Origin of the sequence: Gottfriedia acidiceleris (assembly GCF_002128425.1) — a bacterium.
In the GTDB taxonomy this organism is placed as follows: domain Bacteria; phylum Bacillota; class Bacilli; order Bacillales; family Bacillaceae_G; genus Gottfriedia; species Gottfriedia acidiceleris.
Window position 1 is genome coordinate 305,726 of record NZ_NESS01000004.1, and the last position, 15,547, is coordinate 321,272.

The following is a 15,547-nucleotide window of genomic DNA, read 5'->3' on the forward strand; positions in this document are numbered from 1 at the left end:
AAGAGTATCCATAAAACACGATCAGTCATAGTATATAAATTAAAAGACTTCTCTTTTTTGAGAAGTTTTTTTATTTTCCTGTTGGAAAAGATGTCATATGTTTCTTTCAATTTTAATATAGTTACAGTAGTGAATGAACTAATTAGTCCTCGCTTTCCGATCACCAATGGGATTTATGCAGAATATTTAATTCGGATGAGGAGGCTTTTTTATGGCTGTAATTCGTTATACCGACGCCGAGGTTTCTTTGCTTGCTAGGTTAATGCGTGCTGAAGCTGAAGGTGAAGGTAAAGAAGGTATGTTAATGGTTGGAAATGTTTGTGTTAATAGGGTTTTATGTGATTGCTTAGATTTTAGAGACATTCGAAGTATAACAGATATGGTATATCAAAATCCTGGTGGATTCGAAGCTGTTCAAAAATCTTACTTTTACCAACGTGCCAGAGACCAAGATATTGAACTTTCTAGAAAAGTAATAGCTGGGCAGCGTTTTTGGCCTGCTACTTACGGCCTATGGTTCTTCAAACCAGCCGGATCATGCCCAGGGACTTGGTTTAACCAAAAACTAGCAGGGAGATTTAAGTCGCATTGCTTTTATCAACCAACTTCTCAAGATTGTCCTAAAGTTTACAGTGTTTAAATTGATATAACTAAGGGAGGTTTTTTCTTTGAGTAATCCTTACGAATACTATCCAAATATTTATCGTGCGGCGCAACCTACTCCACAACAAGGACAACAACAAACCGGCCAGGGCCAAGGCCAAGGGTTTGCAGCCCCATCAGGCGGTATGATAACCCAACAAGGTCAAGTTACCGCCTCGGCTGGAATGTTTGAACAATCCTATGTAGAAAATATACTTAGAGCAAATCGTGGGAAAATTGCTACGGTTTACATGACTTTCACTGGTCACCAACAACAAGTATTTGTCGGGTATATTATGGGAGCTGGACGTGATCATATTGTACTCAGAGATGTAAATACAACCAAAACTTTCATATTATTGACAATCTACTTAGATTACGTCACGTTTGACGAAGAAATAGCTTTGCCTTATCAACTTTAAAAAAAAGTGTTCAATATAGTGCAATAATTGCACTTATTGAACACTTTTTTTATTTCATTACTGAAATCCCTACTAATATCCAAGCTACTAAAAATGCTAAACCACCTAATGGAGTAATTGCACCTAGTATTTTAATTCCAGAAATACTTAATATGTACAAGCTTCCTGAGAATAAGATGATTCCTATTATAGATAACCATCCCGCCCACATTAATTGAGTTGTTGAACCAAATTTATCAATTAAAAATGCAATAATAAATAGTCCACCTGTTTGAAACATTTGATATTGAACAGCTTTTTGCCAAATTTGAAGTGATCTTTCGGAAATTTTCCCCTCAAGTCCATGTGCCCCAAATGCACCTAATGCGATTGATAAAAATGCGAAAATACTACCGAACAAGAAAAATAGTTTCACTTCTTCTCCCCCTTTATCTTAAAAATCTAATAATGATCCACTTTGTTCCGAGTCATCCAATTTAGACATAACAGAAGGCCCGGACATGATAGGTTGACTTGGTATTGATTGAACGAAACTACTAGTAACTATACTTTTTGGAACCTCTACACTGCTCTCGTCTTCAAGTAGTAGCTCGCACAAAGATCGAATACTTGCAATTCTTTCTCGAAATTGTCCAGTTTTTTGAGTACTTACTTTTGCCTTATGTAACTCATTTTCAATTTGCTGGATTACTTTTTCTACACTGATATTCAGATAAATCACCACCAAACTTTATAAACACAATTCAATAAACCCTATTATACTATGGCTTTTTTCTGAAAGCGAATACGAACCAAATTAAGCACAATTTTAATCGAACGGTGGTATACTAAAAAAGTTAATTTTTAGGAGGTAATGTAATTTGAACTATAAAATGATCGTTTTGGATATCGATGACACACTTTTAACGGATCAACATGTTATATCGCAAAGAACGAAGGAAGCTTTACTTAAAGCTCAAGATATGGGTGTAAAAGTAGTGTTGGCTTCCGGTAGACCAACCTTTGCAATGCATAAGTTAGCTGAGGAACTATTACTCCATGATTATGGAAGCTATGTCCTATCATTTAACGGAGGAATCATTACTGACTATCGCACTAAAAATAATGTTTATGAATGTACGCTAACAAAAGAGCAAGCACATGAACTTTATGAGATTAGTAAGAAACATAATGTTTTTGTTCATACATATGTTGAAAATGATATTATTACAGAAAAAGGGAATCAATATACTGATATTGAGGGTCAGCTCACAGGCATGCCAATTAAAGAGGTAAGCAGCTTCACCGAGCATGTGCAAAATGATGTTGTTAAATTATTAATGTTAGAGGATCCAGAAAAACTAGCTCAAGTTGAAAAAATACTCCAAAAGGAGCTTGAAGGCAAAATTAGTGTCATGCGCTCGAAGCCTTTCTTTTTAGAACTAACGAACAGTGAAGTAGATAAAGGTAAAAGTCTAAATCAATTAATTCAAATTTTAGGTATTCGACAGGACGAAGTAATCGCTGTAGGAGATGGATATAATGACCTACCGATGATTAAATTTGCAGGACTAGGCGTTGCGATGGGAAATGCTCCTGAAGAAATTAAACAACAAGCAGATTATGTCACTGCTACAAATAATGAAGATGGCGTAGCGAAAGTAGTTGAAAAGTTCATATTAAGTAATAAATAATAAATACAATAAAGGGTTGTCTAAAAAAGACAACCCTTTATTGTACTAGACTACAGTCCAGTCAATCGGCTCCAATTGAAGCTCAACTAGTTTTTGATTAATTTGTGAAAATGGTTTACTTCCAAAGAACCCTCTACTTGCTGACAATGGACTTGGATGATGCGCTTTTAATATTACATGGTGGTTACTTGTAATCAATTCTTCTTTAGCTTGGGCATGTTTACCCCATAGAACAAAAATAATCGGACGATTTTGCTTATTTAACTCGGATAAGATTGTATTCGTAAATAATTCCCACCCTTTATTTTTATGGGAATTTGGTTCACCTTCACGAACAGTTAGAACAGTATTTAATAATAAAATTCCCTGTCTTGCCCAATTATTTAAATATCCGCTTGTTGGTATTTCTAAACCTAAATCACTATTTAATTCTTTATAAATATTTCTTAAAGAAGGCGGTATTTTAACTCCCGGTAATACAGAAAAACTTAAACCATGCGCTTGACCTGGCTGATGATAAGGATCTTGTCCAATAATCACTACTTTACAAGCTTCATATGAACACTCATTTAAAGCTTGAAATAAATGCTCTTTGGCAGGGTATATTGTTTGTTCCTTGTATTCTTTTTCAAGAAATTGCAATAAATCTTTAAAATACGTTTTTTCAAACTCTGGTTTTAGTTTTTCTCTCCAATTTGATGATAGTTGAAGCAATGAAATACCACCTTTCCTGACGAAATTTCCCGAGAAATAGATATGATTTGTTGTTTCTTGTCGTTGTTAGCGATTATTAATAAATTATTTGAATTAGCAAAATCGCTATAATGATTTGAAAACCTACAATGCTTAATGCGTAGAGTGAAAGTGACTTTCCTTGTTTGATGATCATTTTTAAATTTACATTTAAACCAATCGCAGCAAGTGCAATAATTTCAAATAAATGACTAGTCTTGTTCGAAATATCCGCAGTCCAACTCGGTAGCACTCCTAAGCTATAAAAAACACAAAGAATGACAAAACCAATTACATACCAAGGAAATTGAATTTTTACTTTTTCAATTGAATCCTCCGCTATATGTCTTTTTTTTATGGTAGATAAACTAAAAACTACAAAAACTAAAAAAACTACCCGAATTAATTTAAATAAAGTTGCATAATTCTTTACTTCATCATTCACTAAACTACCACTGGCAACTACTTGTCCGACTGATTGTAATGTACTTCCGATTAATGCAGAGGTCGGCAACGTTTCCGAGTGATATAATACTGAAGCTATTAAAGGCATGACAAACATTAAGACTGTACCCATCATATTTACAAGTGTCACAGCTAGTCCCTTTTCTTCTTGAGTGGCTTGGATAGCAGGGGCTGTGGCGCCAATTGCCGATGAACCACAAACTGCATTTCCACTTGCCATTAAATAGCTAAAATTCAATCCAAAACCTAATTTATCACCTAACCAAATCGTAAAAATAATGACTAAACACATCTGTATTACGATTAACAAAATTCCTTTTAATCCTAGTAAGCTAATCATTTGAACGCTTATAGTTGCTCCCAATAAACATATTGAGATCTCTAATAATTTACTTTCTGCAAACTTTCTACCGCCTTCAATATAAGGCTTTAATTGTACTGTATTACCTACAACTAATCCGATTAAAATTGAAAAAGTAGCAGCCCCAACCGGCAATATATAAGAAAGTGTTTGACTAATAAGTGCAATAATAAGGCAAAGAAGTAACCCTGGAATAACTTTAAAAATATTCCCCATATTATTCTCCAAGCTTTCACTAAAATATTATTCTATCTTTAATTATTATGTAACGAAAAAAGAAATTCGACAAGATTCTTGTCGAATTTCCAAATTTATCATATCGTAAAATTTAATTTTCATCATAGCTAGAAGCCTCAACAATGTATTGTGGTCTTCTTTTTGTTTCGTAATATATCTTTCCTAAATATTCTCCTAATACGCCAATCATCAAGATTTGAACTCCGCCAAATAACATAATGAAATTGGAAATCGTATATAAACCAGGAATTCTAATCCCAACTAAAAGTACTTTAAAGCTCATCATAATAAAGATTACAAGACTCATACCAATTAATAATAATCCGACTTTCGTTAAAAGTCTCAATGGTCTTGTATTAAAACACAATATATATTCAATTGATCTTTTTAACGAATCTAGCCTTTTAACTTCTGACTCTTTGTTAATGATTCTTGATGTTATTTCATACTCAATCGTTTTTATTTTATAACCAATCCAGTTAAAAATACCTTTTGAATATCGGTTTGATTCAGGCATACTTAAAATAGCGTTCACTACTTTTCTACTTAACAAACGAAAGTCTGATTCGTTTTGCAAAATATCAGGGTCCACAAATTTTTTAATGACCTTCTCAAAAATGCCTTTTTTCGCTTTTTTTAGAACTGAATTCTCTAATTTTTTTGAAGCAACTACATGGTTATGACCCTTTTTGTATTCATCCATCATCTCTAGAATAACATTCGCTGGATGTACAAAGCTTCCATCCATTAGAATGACTACATCCCCTTTAGCGTGTTCAAGTCCTGCACAAATTGCTCCCTCTCTTCCGAAGCGGCGAGTAAACGAGATATATTTCAAATGACTGCTATGATTTGCAACAACTTGAAGTGCTAGTAGTGTATCATCAACACTTCCGTCATTTATATATATAATTTCATAATCTTCTTTAAGTAACTTTACTGTATTTGATAAATTAACGTGAAATCTCTCAAAATTTTCTCCATTGTTATAACAATATACAACAACTGATAATTTCATACAAAACACCTACTTCTCCTAAAAGCTATGAAGATATAACTTTTATCTATGTTATAGCACTTGGCAAAACAGTTCAATGATTTTTATATGAATTTATTTTTTTTAACGACTAATGGATGAGTCTACTTTTCTTCGAAAGATCAACAATTTTACTTGCTCTTTTATTAATAGGGGCTTTAAGAACAACTCCTACTATGATTGCGATAATGACAAAAAGAACTAACATTGGAAGGTCCTTTTGGATAGTTTCCCATACGATTCCACCAGTCGCCTCCCTTAACAAGCTTAATGCATAGGTAAAAGGTAAAAACGGGTATATTTTTTGGAAAAATGGTGGAGTTACTTGGATCGGATAAACTCCTCCCGCTCCAGATATTTGAAGAACCAAAAAGATAATACCTATGCCTTTTCCAATATTTCCGAAAACGGAAACAAGCGTATATACAATAAATGTAAATACAATGCTAATCAATAGTGCAAATAAGATAAAATATCCTCTACTTGCCGCATAAGTACCTAGTATCAGAAAGTTACCAATAGTTACGACTAATGTCTGTAATACCCCAATAGTAAGAAAGGTCAATAGTCTTCCAAAATAAACTTCTCTACTTTTATATGATTTTTCTTCATGAACTTCTGTAGTTAATAAAGATACCATTAATAAAGCTCCTACCCATAAACACAATGTTGTATAAAAAGGGGTCATGCCTGTACCATAATTTGGTATTGGAAACATTCGCTCCTTTTTTATATCGATTGGACTTGAATAAAAGTCACTTACCTTCTCTATATCTGTTCGAAGAAAATTAATTAAATCCTCGATACTTCCTTTTTCTTCTGCCTTTCTAATCTCATTTGCTATTTTTTTTATTTTCATTTCAATTATTGGTAACTCATTTACTAATTGTTGTATATCACCCTTTTTTGTTGCTAATAAACTTGAAGTATCTTCGAGTACACCTTTTATTGTAGGAATACTCGTTTTTGCATCAGCCAAAACAATCTGGGTATTTTTTATTGACTCATTTACTAGTCTTGAAGCTTCCCTTATTTTTGGCGCTAAATTTTGATCAAAATTTCCATTTAAACTGTTTATCTTGTTATTTATACTTGCTGCTGTCTCATTCATTTTTTGAAGTAAATCATTCGGTACATCGTTTCCGCTTTGGATTGTACTTTTTAATCGATCATTCTCATTTTGAATCATCGCTAGATCTGATTCTAGATCTTTTAATGCACTAACATCTTTACTAAAATCTACTTTAGTACCTAAACCATTAAACGATTGAAGAACTTGATTTAAAGAAGAAACCATATTTCTCGAATTAGGTAGTATTTTTCCGATTTCATTCATTAACCTCATCGATTCGTCCTGACTAATAGTTTGATTCTGTAATTGTGATAATGTACTTTGTATAACAACAGACTGATTTTGGAGTAGGTTAAGTGTCTCTTTAATAAATGGAGTTGAATCTTGAATTGCTTGATTAATTTGATTAAAAAACCCACTTAAACTAACTGTTAATTTTTCACCATTTGCTAAGATATTATTAATCAATTCCATGTCTTTTTTTGTAGTTTGAATAACGCTTTGTACTTTTCTATAGTCATTTAAGGCTGTATTTACCGTTGTCCTTATTTCGGGTAAATCGTTTTCAAGCTTGAAAACCATTTGCTCAAATTTTTTTATTTCAGGTATATTGGCTTGTAAATTAATTCCTATTTTATTAAACTCCTGCAATACTTCCTTACTTACGGTCTTTTCAAATTTCTTTGTAATCTCACTTGCAATTCCGGTTGCTCCTTTTTCAGTATATTTGGGCGCAACGATATTTAGCTTTTCATTCACTTGATAAACTAGTTCGGGTGTTTGAGGATGATCTGTTACTATCGTGCTAATTTTCTTTGAAAAATCATTCGGTATTAAAATACTAGCGTAATATTTCCCTTGTTTAACTCCTTCATTAGCGACTTGCTTACTTGTAAATCTCCAACCTAAAGAAGGATTTTGTTTTAAAGAATTTATTACTTCGTTTCCGATATTAATTTTATTGTTTAGAACGGTAGCACCATTATCCTCATTTACGATTGCAATCTTTAAGCCTTTTGTATTTCCATACGGATCCCAAGAAGACTTTATATTAAACCATGCATACATTGACGGCATAATAATTAAACCAATTATAATCATCAATGCAGCCCAATTCGTTACAACCCGCTTTACATCACGAAAATAGATTTCAAATATTGAACTCACCTATAACTCACCTAATCTTAATTTTTAAATAGTATGCAATAAATAATGTATAACTATTCTTAAAGGCAAGAATGGTATGGTTCTTCAAGACGCTATGCATTAAAAAAGACTTTCTCTAAATATAGAGAAAGTCTTTTCTGACTAATACTTATTATCTTTGTTATGCTTTACAGTTTCGATCTTTTCCTAGTTTCTGCCCTTACTCCCATCTAAATGTACGAGCAGCGATTAAGAAGCTTACGACCATCCAGACACATAACCAGCCGAAATCTGGAAGTAAATCTCCAAAAGTTGCTCCGACATTCATGATATCACGCATTGCAGTTGATAGATGCGTAATTGGAATTGTCTTTATAATCGGTTGTAAGTATTCAGGCATATTATTTACAGGGAAAAACACTCCACCTAAAAACATTAGTGGGAACGAAATGAAGCCTGCAATTGGTCCAGCACTTTCTGGACTTTTCGCTAAACTTGCTATAATAAATCCAATGCTCATAAATGTTAATGTACCTAATACTACAAACAGTACGACTAATAGGAATGATCCTCGAATACTTACGTCAAATCCAAAATAGCCAATTAGAATTGTTAAGATGGCTTGTAAGCTATTCAATATTAGCCTTGCTGTAATTTGCGCGGCAATAAATGTTGAGGCTCTTAATGTGGTGCCTTGCATTCGTCTTAAAACTCCTCGTTCTCTCCAAGAAGCAATTTGGCCAGCGACACCATTCATATTATTATTCATGATTTGCATTGCAATAATTCCAGGCACTAAAAAATCTAAATATGAAAGAGTAATTCCAGCTACACCTTTAAAGTCTGTAACGATTTTAGGTGTATACCCTGCCATTTGTTTACTAGCGGCATCAACATATGCTGTAATCGTTGCTATTCCACCTTGGAGCTGGCCCGCATTACTTTCATTATAGAGAACTTTTATTTGTGCAGGAGCGGTTTGTTGTTTAGAGGTAACTTGATTTTGAAAACCTTTGTTAATGACGATTACAAAATCTGTTTTACCATCAGATAATAATTTCCTAGACTTTAATTCATTCGTTTTTTTATGAATTTTAAGCGATTTTTGTTTATCTAAAACAGATGTAATTTGTTTACTTGCTTGACTGTTGTCATAATCAATTAAGTTTACTGAATAGCTAGTTGTATTCCCGTCGTTAAACATTAATCCAAAAATAATCATAAAGAAAAAAGGAAATAAGAGTGTCCAAATTAGTGCTTGACGATTACGTACATAAATCCGGAGTTGCGCTAAAGTCAATTGATAATAAGCCTTCATTCCTCACGTAACCCCCTTCCAGTCATATGTAAGAATACGTCCTCAAGAGTCGCAGTTCTAGTCGATAAATCAGATATCGTCATATCTTGATCTTTTGTATATTCAAGCAATGCCATTAATGAAGCTTGTAAGTTACGAGTGTATAATGTTACGAAATCATGATTGATCACGACATTCATTACACTGTCTAAATGTGCGAACTTTTCTTCTTGCTCTGGTAGTTTTGTTTTAAATTCAATCGCGCTCTCTGCAGATATTGAACTAACTAGATTGTTTGGTGTATCTAGCGCAATTAATTTTCCTTTATCCATGATACCGATACGATCGGCTAGTACATGAGCCTCATCCATATAGTGGGTTGATAACACAACTGTTTTACCACGTTCTTTTAGTTTTAATATGATATCCCACAACGTTCTACGAGCTTGTGGATCGAGCCCTGTAGTTGGCTCATCTAAAAATATGATTTGAGGATCATGAATTAATGCTAATGCAATCGCTAATCGCTGCTTTTGTCCACCTGATAATCCTTTTACTAGACTATTTTGTTTTTCGGATAAAAGCATTTCATCAATCAACGGTTGAATTGGGATATGGCTTGGATAAAAGCTTGCATACATTTCAATGATTTCTTTAACTTTTAACAGTTCAAATAATGATGTTGATTGGAGTTGTATTCCAATCTCTTGCTTGATTTTATATGAGTCTTTACCGATCACATGCCCTGCAATAGTAGCCGTACCTTCATCTGGTTTTCTTAATCCTACAAGCATTTCCATTGTTGTAGATTTACCAGCTCCATTTGGACCGAGTAATCCAAAAACTTCACCTTTTTCAACTTCAAAACTAATACCATTTACAGCGTAAAAATTTCCATATCTCTTTTTAAGATTTTCAACGTTAATAATTGAGCCCATTTTATTTCCTTCACCTCGACTAATTAAATGGTTATTTAAAAAGTTACTTTCTTTTTTAATTCAGCCTGCTAAGTATATAATGCAGAACATAATTTATATGTCGAAAGAACTGGTTATTAATAATTTTTAATAAAACTTACATATTTTACCAACTCGTGTCATCCGATGCTATACTTATCTCCAAATTTATTTGCAGAATTTATGAAATAATCATTTACATTTTATTACTTGATTGTAACGTCCATGTTGTCACTTTGTAATACTCATCAGTTACAATATGTTGGACATTATTAAAAAAATTTGGCTATGATTTAAAGTTATTTACTTTAAGCGAGCCATAAAAACAAGGTGATAAAATGAGAATAGAACGTGAAAAATGGTTGGATGTTGCCAAAATGATCGGCATCTTTTTGGTTGTTTATGGTCATTCTACAGAAGGTCCGAATTCTATTACATTTATTTACTGGTTCCATATGCCTCTGTTTTTTATTATTAGTGGCTATTTATTTAAACCGGTCAATTCGATTAATGAACTCAAATTTTTTATAAAAAAACTAACATGTAGATTACTTGTACCTTACTGTACGTATTTATTTTTATTTAGTTTATATAACATTACAATTGAAGTACTAAACGGAACTATTAACCAATCAAATTTATCAAAAGAAGTCCTTTCACTGTTAATTGGTGGTAGATTTATTACTGGAGTCCACGGCGTATTTTGGTATGTGACATGTTTATTTATTACACAAATATTATTTGCGTTAATCTGTTTATACTTTAAAAAGAATAGTACCCGTCTGATTATTGTTATTGCATGCTATTTACTTGCACATTTTGAAACAATTAAATTAATTCCACAAATTGGTAAAAACACCTTTAATCAAATTTCGATTCCGTGGAATATGGATGTTGCTCTACTGGCAATTTTCTTTTTAGGGTTAGGATTCTTTTCAAAAAAATTGATCGCGTCAATTTCTAACTTCTTTGGAATTTCATGTATTGCGCTTAGCATCTTTTATATGACCTTATATGAATTGAATAAATTAGACTATCATTTAAGTCTTAAATATTTAAGATATAACCATTTATTTTTAGATGCATTAATTCCAATAACAATGACGATTGCAGTGCTTTATTTATGTCAAAAGCTTGCTAAATTACAATTTATTCAGCCTTGCACAATTTTTGGTAAGGAATCGTTAACAATTATGTACATTCACATTTTTGCAAATGCTGTATTATCGCAGTTTTTCGATTATGGTCCGTTGTTGTACACCATAATCGGTTTAGCCGTCCCTATGATCGCAAAGAAATTTATTATTGAATCACAACCTACCATAAAACCCCTGTTCATTGGGTTAAATGTAAAACGAAAACAACATTTAAAAGTAAGAACTGCATAAAAAAAATAGCCCTAGGAAGGGCTATTTTTTTTATTTTATTGTAGCAACAGCTGCATCTGAACCTTTTTGAATTGAGCCAGTTGCTGTAACTTTAATATTTTCTAGCGCATCTCCGTTTGTAAAAATAACTGGAGTAATTGTGCTTTTTGCATTTTCTTTTATGTAGTCCATATTGAATGTTAATAAATGATCTCCAGCATTAACATTTTGTCCTTCTGTTATATGAGCATCGAAACCTTCACCATTTAATTTAACTGTTTCTAGTCCAACGTGAATTAAGATTTCCACACCTTCTTTTGAACGAATTCCAATAGCGTGTTTCGTATGGAATACTTGTACGATTTCTCCATCAAATGGCGCTACAACAACACCTTCTGAAGGTGTAATAGCAAATCCATCACCCATCATTTTTTCTGCAAATACAGGATCTGGTACTTCAGATAGTGGATGTATTTGTCCAGTTAATGGCGCTTTAATAACAACTTCCTTAGCTGCTCCTGTAGTTACTGATGCAGATCCTTGTTGTTGTTCATTTTCCTCTAAACCGAACATTTTTTTTAATTTGTTAAACATATTACTCACCTTTTCTTTAAATTAGATTCCAGTCTTATCATTATCTTTTCAAAAAAAATAATACTAATTATCCTAACAGAAAAAATACTTTTATGCTAAAGAAAAGATGAACTTTTATTGAAATATTAACGAAACTGTATCATTTCTACAATAAAAGACATGAAAATCCTACCATTTATCATTAATCAGCTAGTTCTAAAAATTGGCAATACTTGTGATAAAATTAATAATGAACAAAATTTATCCAATCAAATCAAATTAAAAGATAGGAGCAATTAAATGACTGAAATGGTTCCATTAGTTTTCTCACTTCAAGACAAAAAGATAACAATCATCGGAGGAGGGAAAATCGCTTTTCGTAAAGCAAAAGCATTTATAAAAAGTGGTGCTTCTATTACGATAATTAGCCCTCAACTATGTGATGAATTTAAACAGTTACCTACTATAAAATGGATGAAAAAGTATTTTGAAAAAGATGATCTTAATGGAGTTCATATTGTTATTGCAGCTACAGATGATAAAAGTATAAATAAATTCGTCAAAGATTGTACCTCAGATTTCCAATGGTTTAATGATGTAAGTGATCAAAATAATAGTGATTTCCATACTCCGGCTGTGGTTCGTAGAGGAGACCTTATTGTATCAGTCTCAACTTCAGGTAAAAGTCCAGTCCTATCAAAAAAGTTAAAAAAGGAATTAGAAAGTCATTTTGACGATCATTATAGTGAAATCGTAAATGAATATGCAATTGAACGAAATAAACCAGTCATAGAGTAGACTTTTATGACTGGTTTTAAGAGCAGAACCAGGGGTAGTTTCCCTATTTTTCTGCATTTTTATTTTTTAGTTTTGCTAAGGCTTCTGCAAATGGGTTATTAAATGGTTCATCATCTTGTTTGTTCTGTTGCTTTAAATATTTTTGAACATCTCGTTTTGAAACTTTACTATTTTTTTCTTTCGAACGTCTATCTTTAAAAGTAGAAAGTTTTTCTCTATGCCCACATGCACATACAAAAATTTGACCTTCTCCTTCGCCTCTTAGTTCTAAACGTTTGAAGCAATTAGGACATCTCGCGTTAGTTGACTGTGAAATGGTTTTACGATGACCACATTCCCTGTCCTGACAAACTAACATTTTACCGCGCTTACCATTTACTTCCAACATTAACTTACCGCAGTCCGGACATTTTGTACTAGTCATGTTATCATGTTTAAATTTTTGTTCAGTTTGTTTTATCTCTTTAACAGCATCTGAAGAAAAACTAATCATTTCACTCATAAATATTGACTTAGCTAACTTACCTTTGGAAATGGCTTGAAGCTTCTGCTCCCACTCAGCCGTTAGGGCTGGTGACTTCAAAGCTTCTGGAACAAGGTTTAATAATTGTTTGCCTTTATTTGTGATGAAAATATCTTTTCCCTTTTTTTCAATTAAAAAGCTACTGAAAAGTTTTTCAATAATATCCGCTCTTGTTGCAACTGTTCCCAATCCTCCTGTTTCGCCAATCGTCTTCTTTAAATCATTACTATTCCCAGACATAAAATGAACTGGATTTTCCATTGCACTTAATAGTGTGGCTTCATTAAAGTACGCTGGTGGTTTCGTATACCCTTTGGTTTCAATAACATTAGCTACTTCAATACGCTCATTCTCATTCATAATTGGTAATCTCTGATCTTCTGCACTATCAAGATCGTCTTCGTCTTTAAAGACTTCTTTCCAGCCTAGTGATATAACCCTTTTACCTTTCGCAACAAATACCTCATTATCAATTTCTGCGATAACTTTTTCTTGTTCATAAACGTACGGAGGTAGTAAGACTGCTAAAAATCTTCTTACAATAAGATCATATATTTTAAATTCTTTTGAAGAAAGTTCACTTATTATAGGTGCCTGTTCTGTCGGTATAATCGCATGGTGATCCGAAACCTTATTATCATCGACAAATGACTTATTTACTTTAATCGGTTGATTCGTTAACTTCATAATAATTTTTCCATAAGGTTTTATGTTACATGCTAATAAGCGTTCCTTTAATGTATCAACTAAATCCGATGATAAGTATCTAGAATCAGTTCGTGGATACGTGACAACCTTATGGTGCTCATATAGCTTTTGCATGATGGACAAGGTTTCTTTTGGTGAAAAGTTAAATCTTTTATTCGCTTCTCTTTGGAGCTCAGTTAAGTCATAAAGCTGTGGAGCAAAAGATTTTTTTTCCGTCGTCGAAACTTCCTTAATCTTTAGCTGTTTTCCTTTTACCGCTCCAATAATTGTTTGTAATTCTTCGGACGTTTTAATTTTCTGGTCATTGGACTTACGATTTTGCCACGTAAAGGTTACATTATTTGCTAATACTTGTAACCCGTAATAAGTTTGCTGCTTAAATTCTTTAATTTCCTTTTCACGCTCTAAAATCATCGAAAGTGTCGGAGTTTGAACCCTACCACATGAAAGTTGAGCATTATGCTTACAAGTTAGTGCTCTCGTTGCATTAATCCCTACAATCCAATCTGCCTCAGCTCTTGCTACAGCAGAAAGATATAAATTTTCATATTCCTTACCACTACGTAAATTTTCAAAGCCTTTTTTTACCGCCTGATCTGTTGCAGAAGAAATCCACAGTCTTTTAATTGGTTTATTAACCTTTGCCAATTGAAGAATCCATCTTGCAACAAGTTCACCTTCTCGTCCTGCATCCGTTGCGATAACGATATCTGAAACATCTTTTCTTAATAATTGAGTTTTGACAGCTTGAAATTGCTTACCTGTCTTTTTAATAACAACAAGCTTTAATTTCTCTGGAATCATTGGTAAATCTTCTAAATTCCATGACTTATACTTATTATCATATCCCTCTGGATCAGCCAAAGTCACAAGATGCCCTAACGCCCAAGTCACAATATACTTTTTACCTTCTAAAAAACCATTACCTTTTTGATTGCACCCTAGCACTTTAGCTATATCTCTAGCAACTGAAGGCTTTTCCGCTAATACTACAGTTTTGCTCATATAATACTCCTTAGCTTATTTTCAATTTTCTTATTAACTAACTTTAACACTTCTACTTATCTAAATTCAAAATCTAAATTACTTTGGTTCACCAATACTATTCGTCACTCAAAAGAATGCTAGAGTTTATTTTCACATAATTTGTCCACATTTTGCACCCTTAATCTCGGCTATTAGCTTATATAATAAAAACAATTGAAAATTAAATTAACTATATATTTTTTGTTATTCACATTGGAAAGGAGTAAATATAACCATGTATTCTATATTGTTAATTACCCTTATTTCAAGCTGTTTTCTTATATTTATTTTATTATTTCTTAATAGAAAACAATCATTATTTCAATATGTTTTACCATTAATTATATCAATCGTAAGCCTCGCTTTAATAATTTTTGGAATTGTAGTAGGAAGGTGGGAAGGGATTGGATTAAGTGCAGTTGGATTGCACTCTTAATTTCATCAATTATATGTATTATTGCAGTATCTGTTGTATCTTACGGAAAAAGCCATCATTGAAAAATGCCGACTTTT

At 32.7% G+C, this 15,547-nt stretch carries 16 protein-coding genes; 6 read left to right on the forward strand and 10 right to left on the reverse strand.

Translation table 11 applies throughout. From position 1 onward, the window contains the following. Positions 1 to 211: 211 nt before the first annotated feature. The gene (locus B6K90_RS10020; RefSeq protein WP_088012585.1) at positions 212 to 640 is read left to right on the forward strand and encodes a cell wall hydrolase; all 429 of its coding nucleotides are present in this window, start codon (positions 212 to 214) and stop codon (positions 638 to 640) included. A gap of 28 nt (positions 641 to 668) precedes the next feature. Then, positions 669 to 1,064, forward strand: coding sequence for a spore coat protein GerQ (gene gerQ / locus B6K90_RS24535; RefSeq protein ID WP_407920506.1), 396 nt, complete (start codon positions 669 to 671; stop codon positions 1,062 to 1,064). A gap of 49 nt (positions 1,065 to 1,113) precedes the next feature. Here the strand turns inward: gerQ and B6K90_RS10030 are convergent, their stop codons facing one another. Both B6K90_RS10030 and B6K90_RS10035 read right to left on the reverse strand, forming a co-directional pair. Further along, positions 1,114 to 1,479 (reverse strand): DUF423 domain-containing protein, encoded by a 366-nt coding sequence (locus B6K90_RS10030; RefSeq protein WP_088012586.1) that lies wholly within the window; start codon positions 1,477 to 1,479, stop codon positions 1,114 to 1,116. An 18-nt stretch (positions 1,480 to 1,497) separates the two neighbouring features. Next, the gene (locus B6K90_RS10035) at positions 1,498 to 1,785 is read right to left on the reverse strand and encodes a YwdI family protein (protein ID WP_167555337.1); all 288 of its coding nucleotides are present in this window, start codon (positions 1,783 to 1,785) and stop codon (positions 1,498 to 1,500) included. Between the two features lie 139 nt (positions 1,786 to 1,924). Here B6K90_RS10035 and B6K90_RS10040 point away from each other — a divergent pair, with 139 nt between their 5' ends. Beyond that, entirely contained in the window at positions 1,925 to 2,737 is an 813-nt protein-coding gene (locus B6K90_RS10040; RefSeq protein ID WP_088012588.1) for a Cof-type HAD-IIB family hydrolase, read from the forward strand. Between the two features lie 45 nt (positions 2,738 to 2,782). On the opposite strand, the gene B6K90_RS10045 is transcribed toward B6K90_RS10040, so the two are convergent. From B6K90_RS10045 to B6K90_RS10070, 6 genes are all read right to left on the reverse strand, one after another. Continuing rightward, positions 2,783 to 3,451, reverse strand: coding sequence for a uracil-DNA glycosylase (locus B6K90_RS10045; protein WP_088012589.1), 669 nt, complete (start codon positions 3,449 to 3,451; stop codon positions 2,783 to 2,785). A gap of 76 nt (positions 3,452 to 3,527) precedes the next feature. Next, positions 3,528 to 4,511, reverse strand: coding sequence for a YeiH family protein (locus B6K90_RS10050; RefSeq protein WP_088012590.1), 984 nt, complete (start codon positions 4,509 to 4,511; stop codon positions 3,528 to 3,530). Between the two features lie 112 nt (positions 4,512 to 4,623). Further along, complete coding sequence (locus B6K90_RS10055) at positions 4,624 to 5,550, reverse strand: glycosyltransferase family 2 protein (RefSeq protein ID WP_088012591.1); 927 nt, start codon at positions 5,548 to 5,550, stop codon at positions 4,624 to 4,626. 109 nt (positions 5,551 to 5,659) lie between these two features. Then, the gene (locus B6K90_RS10060) at positions 5,660 to 7,807 is read right to left on the reverse strand and encodes a YhgE/Pip domain-containing protein (RefSeq protein ID WP_088012592.1); all 2,148 of its coding nucleotides are present in this window, start codon (positions 7,805 to 7,807) and stop codon (positions 5,660 to 5,662) included. Positions 7,808 to 8,006: 199 nt separating this feature from the next. Further along, positions 8,007 to 9,104 (reverse strand): ABC transporter permease, encoded by a 1,098-nt coding sequence (locus tag B6K90_RS10065; RefSeq protein WP_088012593.1) that lies wholly within the window; start codon positions 9,102 to 9,104, stop codon positions 8,007 to 8,009. After that, positions 9,101 to 10,021, reverse strand: coding sequence for an ABC transporter ATP-binding protein (locus B6K90_RS10070; protein ID WP_088012594.1), 921 nt, complete (start codon positions 10,019 to 10,021; stop codon positions 9,101 to 9,103). The genes B6K90_RS10065 and B6K90_RS10070 overlap by 4 nt, the downstream gene beginning before the upstream one ends. 356 nt (positions 10,022 to 10,377) lie before the next feature. Between B6K90_RS10070 and B6K90_RS10075 the strand changes: the two genes are divergently transcribed. Next, complete coding sequence (locus B6K90_RS10075) at positions 10,378 to 11,427, forward strand: acyltransferase family protein (protein ID WP_088012595.1); 1,050 nt, start codon at positions 10,378 to 10,380, stop codon at positions 11,425 to 11,427. 30 nt (positions 11,428 to 11,457) lie between these two features. Here B6K90_RS10075 and B6K90_RS10080 read toward each other — a convergent pair whose 3' ends face one another. Next, positions 11,458 to 12,000, reverse strand: coding sequence for a PTS sugar transporter subunit IIA (locus B6K90_RS10080; RefSeq protein WP_235821770.1), 543 nt, complete (start codon positions 11,998 to 12,000; stop codon positions 11,458 to 11,460). 279 nt (positions 12,001 to 12,279) lie between these two features. Here B6K90_RS10080 and B6K90_RS10085 point away from each other — a divergent pair, with 279 nt between their 5' ends. Next, positions 12,280 to 12,777, forward strand: a complete 498-nt coding sequence (locus B6K90_RS10085; protein ID WP_088012596.1) for a precorrin-2 dehydrogenase/sirohydrochlorin ferrochelatase family protein — start codon at positions 12,280 to 12,282, stop codon at positions 12,775 to 12,777. 43 nt (positions 12,778 to 12,820) lie between these two features. On the opposite strand, the gene B6K90_RS10090 is transcribed toward B6K90_RS10085, so the two are convergent. Next, the gene (locus tag B6K90_RS10090) at positions 12,821 to 15,013 is read right to left on the reverse strand and encodes a DNA topoisomerase III (RefSeq protein ID WP_088012597.1); all 2,193 of its coding nucleotides are present in this window, start codon (positions 15,011 to 15,013) and stop codon (positions 12,821 to 12,823) included. 256 nt (positions 15,014 to 15,269) lie between these two features. On the opposite strand from B6K90_RS10090, the gene B6K90_RS24540 reads away from it, so the two are divergent. Next, positions 15,270 to 15,470: a YesK family protein gene (locus B6K90_RS24540; RefSeq protein ID WP_088012598.1), complete on the forward strand. Its 201-nt coding sequence runs from the start codon at positions 15,270 to 15,272 to the stop codon at positions 15,468 to 15,470. Positions 15,471 to 15,547 lie beyond the last annotated feature (77 nt).

Bases quoted from the DNA above. Each gene is read 5' to 3' on its own strand.
- B6K90_RS10020 (WP_088012585.1), top strand. From the start codon at position 212: ATGGCTGTAATTCGTTATACCGACGCCGAGGTTTCTTTGCTTGCTAGG.
- B6K90_RS10050 (WP_088012590.1), bottom strand. From the start codon at position 4,511: ATGGGGAATATTTTTAAAGTTATTCCAGGGTTACTTCTTTGCCTTATT.
- B6K90_RS10055 (WP_088012591.1), bottom strand. From the start codon at position 5,550: ATGAAATTATCAGTTGTTGTATATTGTTATAACAATGGAGAAAATTTT.
- B6K90_RS10065 (WP_088012593.1), bottom strand. From the start codon at position 9,104: ATGAAGGCTTATTATCAATTGACTTTAGCGCAACTCCGGATTTATGTA.
- B6K90_RS10070 (WP_088012594.1), bottom strand. From the start codon at position 10,021: ATGGGCTCAATTATTAACGTTGAAAATCTTAAAAAGAGATATGGAAAT.
- B6K90_RS10075 (WP_088012595.1), top strand. From the start codon at position 10,378: ATGAGAATAGAACGTGAAAAATGGTTGGATGTTGCCAAAATGATCGGC.
- B6K90_RS10080 (WP_235821770.1), bottom strand. From the start codon at position 12,000: ATGTTTAACAAATTAAAAAAAATGTTCGGTTTAGAGGAAAATGAACAA.
- B6K90_RS10085 (WP_088012596.1), top strand. From the start codon at position 12,280: ATGACTGAAATGGTTCCATTAGTTTTCTCACTTCAAGACAAAAAGATA.
- B6K90_RS10090 (WP_088012597.1), bottom strand. From the start codon at position 15,013: ATGAGCAAAACTGTAGTATTAGCGGAAAAGCCTTCAGTTGCTAGAGAT.
- B6K90_RS24540 (WP_088012598.1), top strand. From the start codon at position 15,270: ATGTATTCTATATTGTTAATTACCCTTATTTCAAGCTGTTTTCTTATA.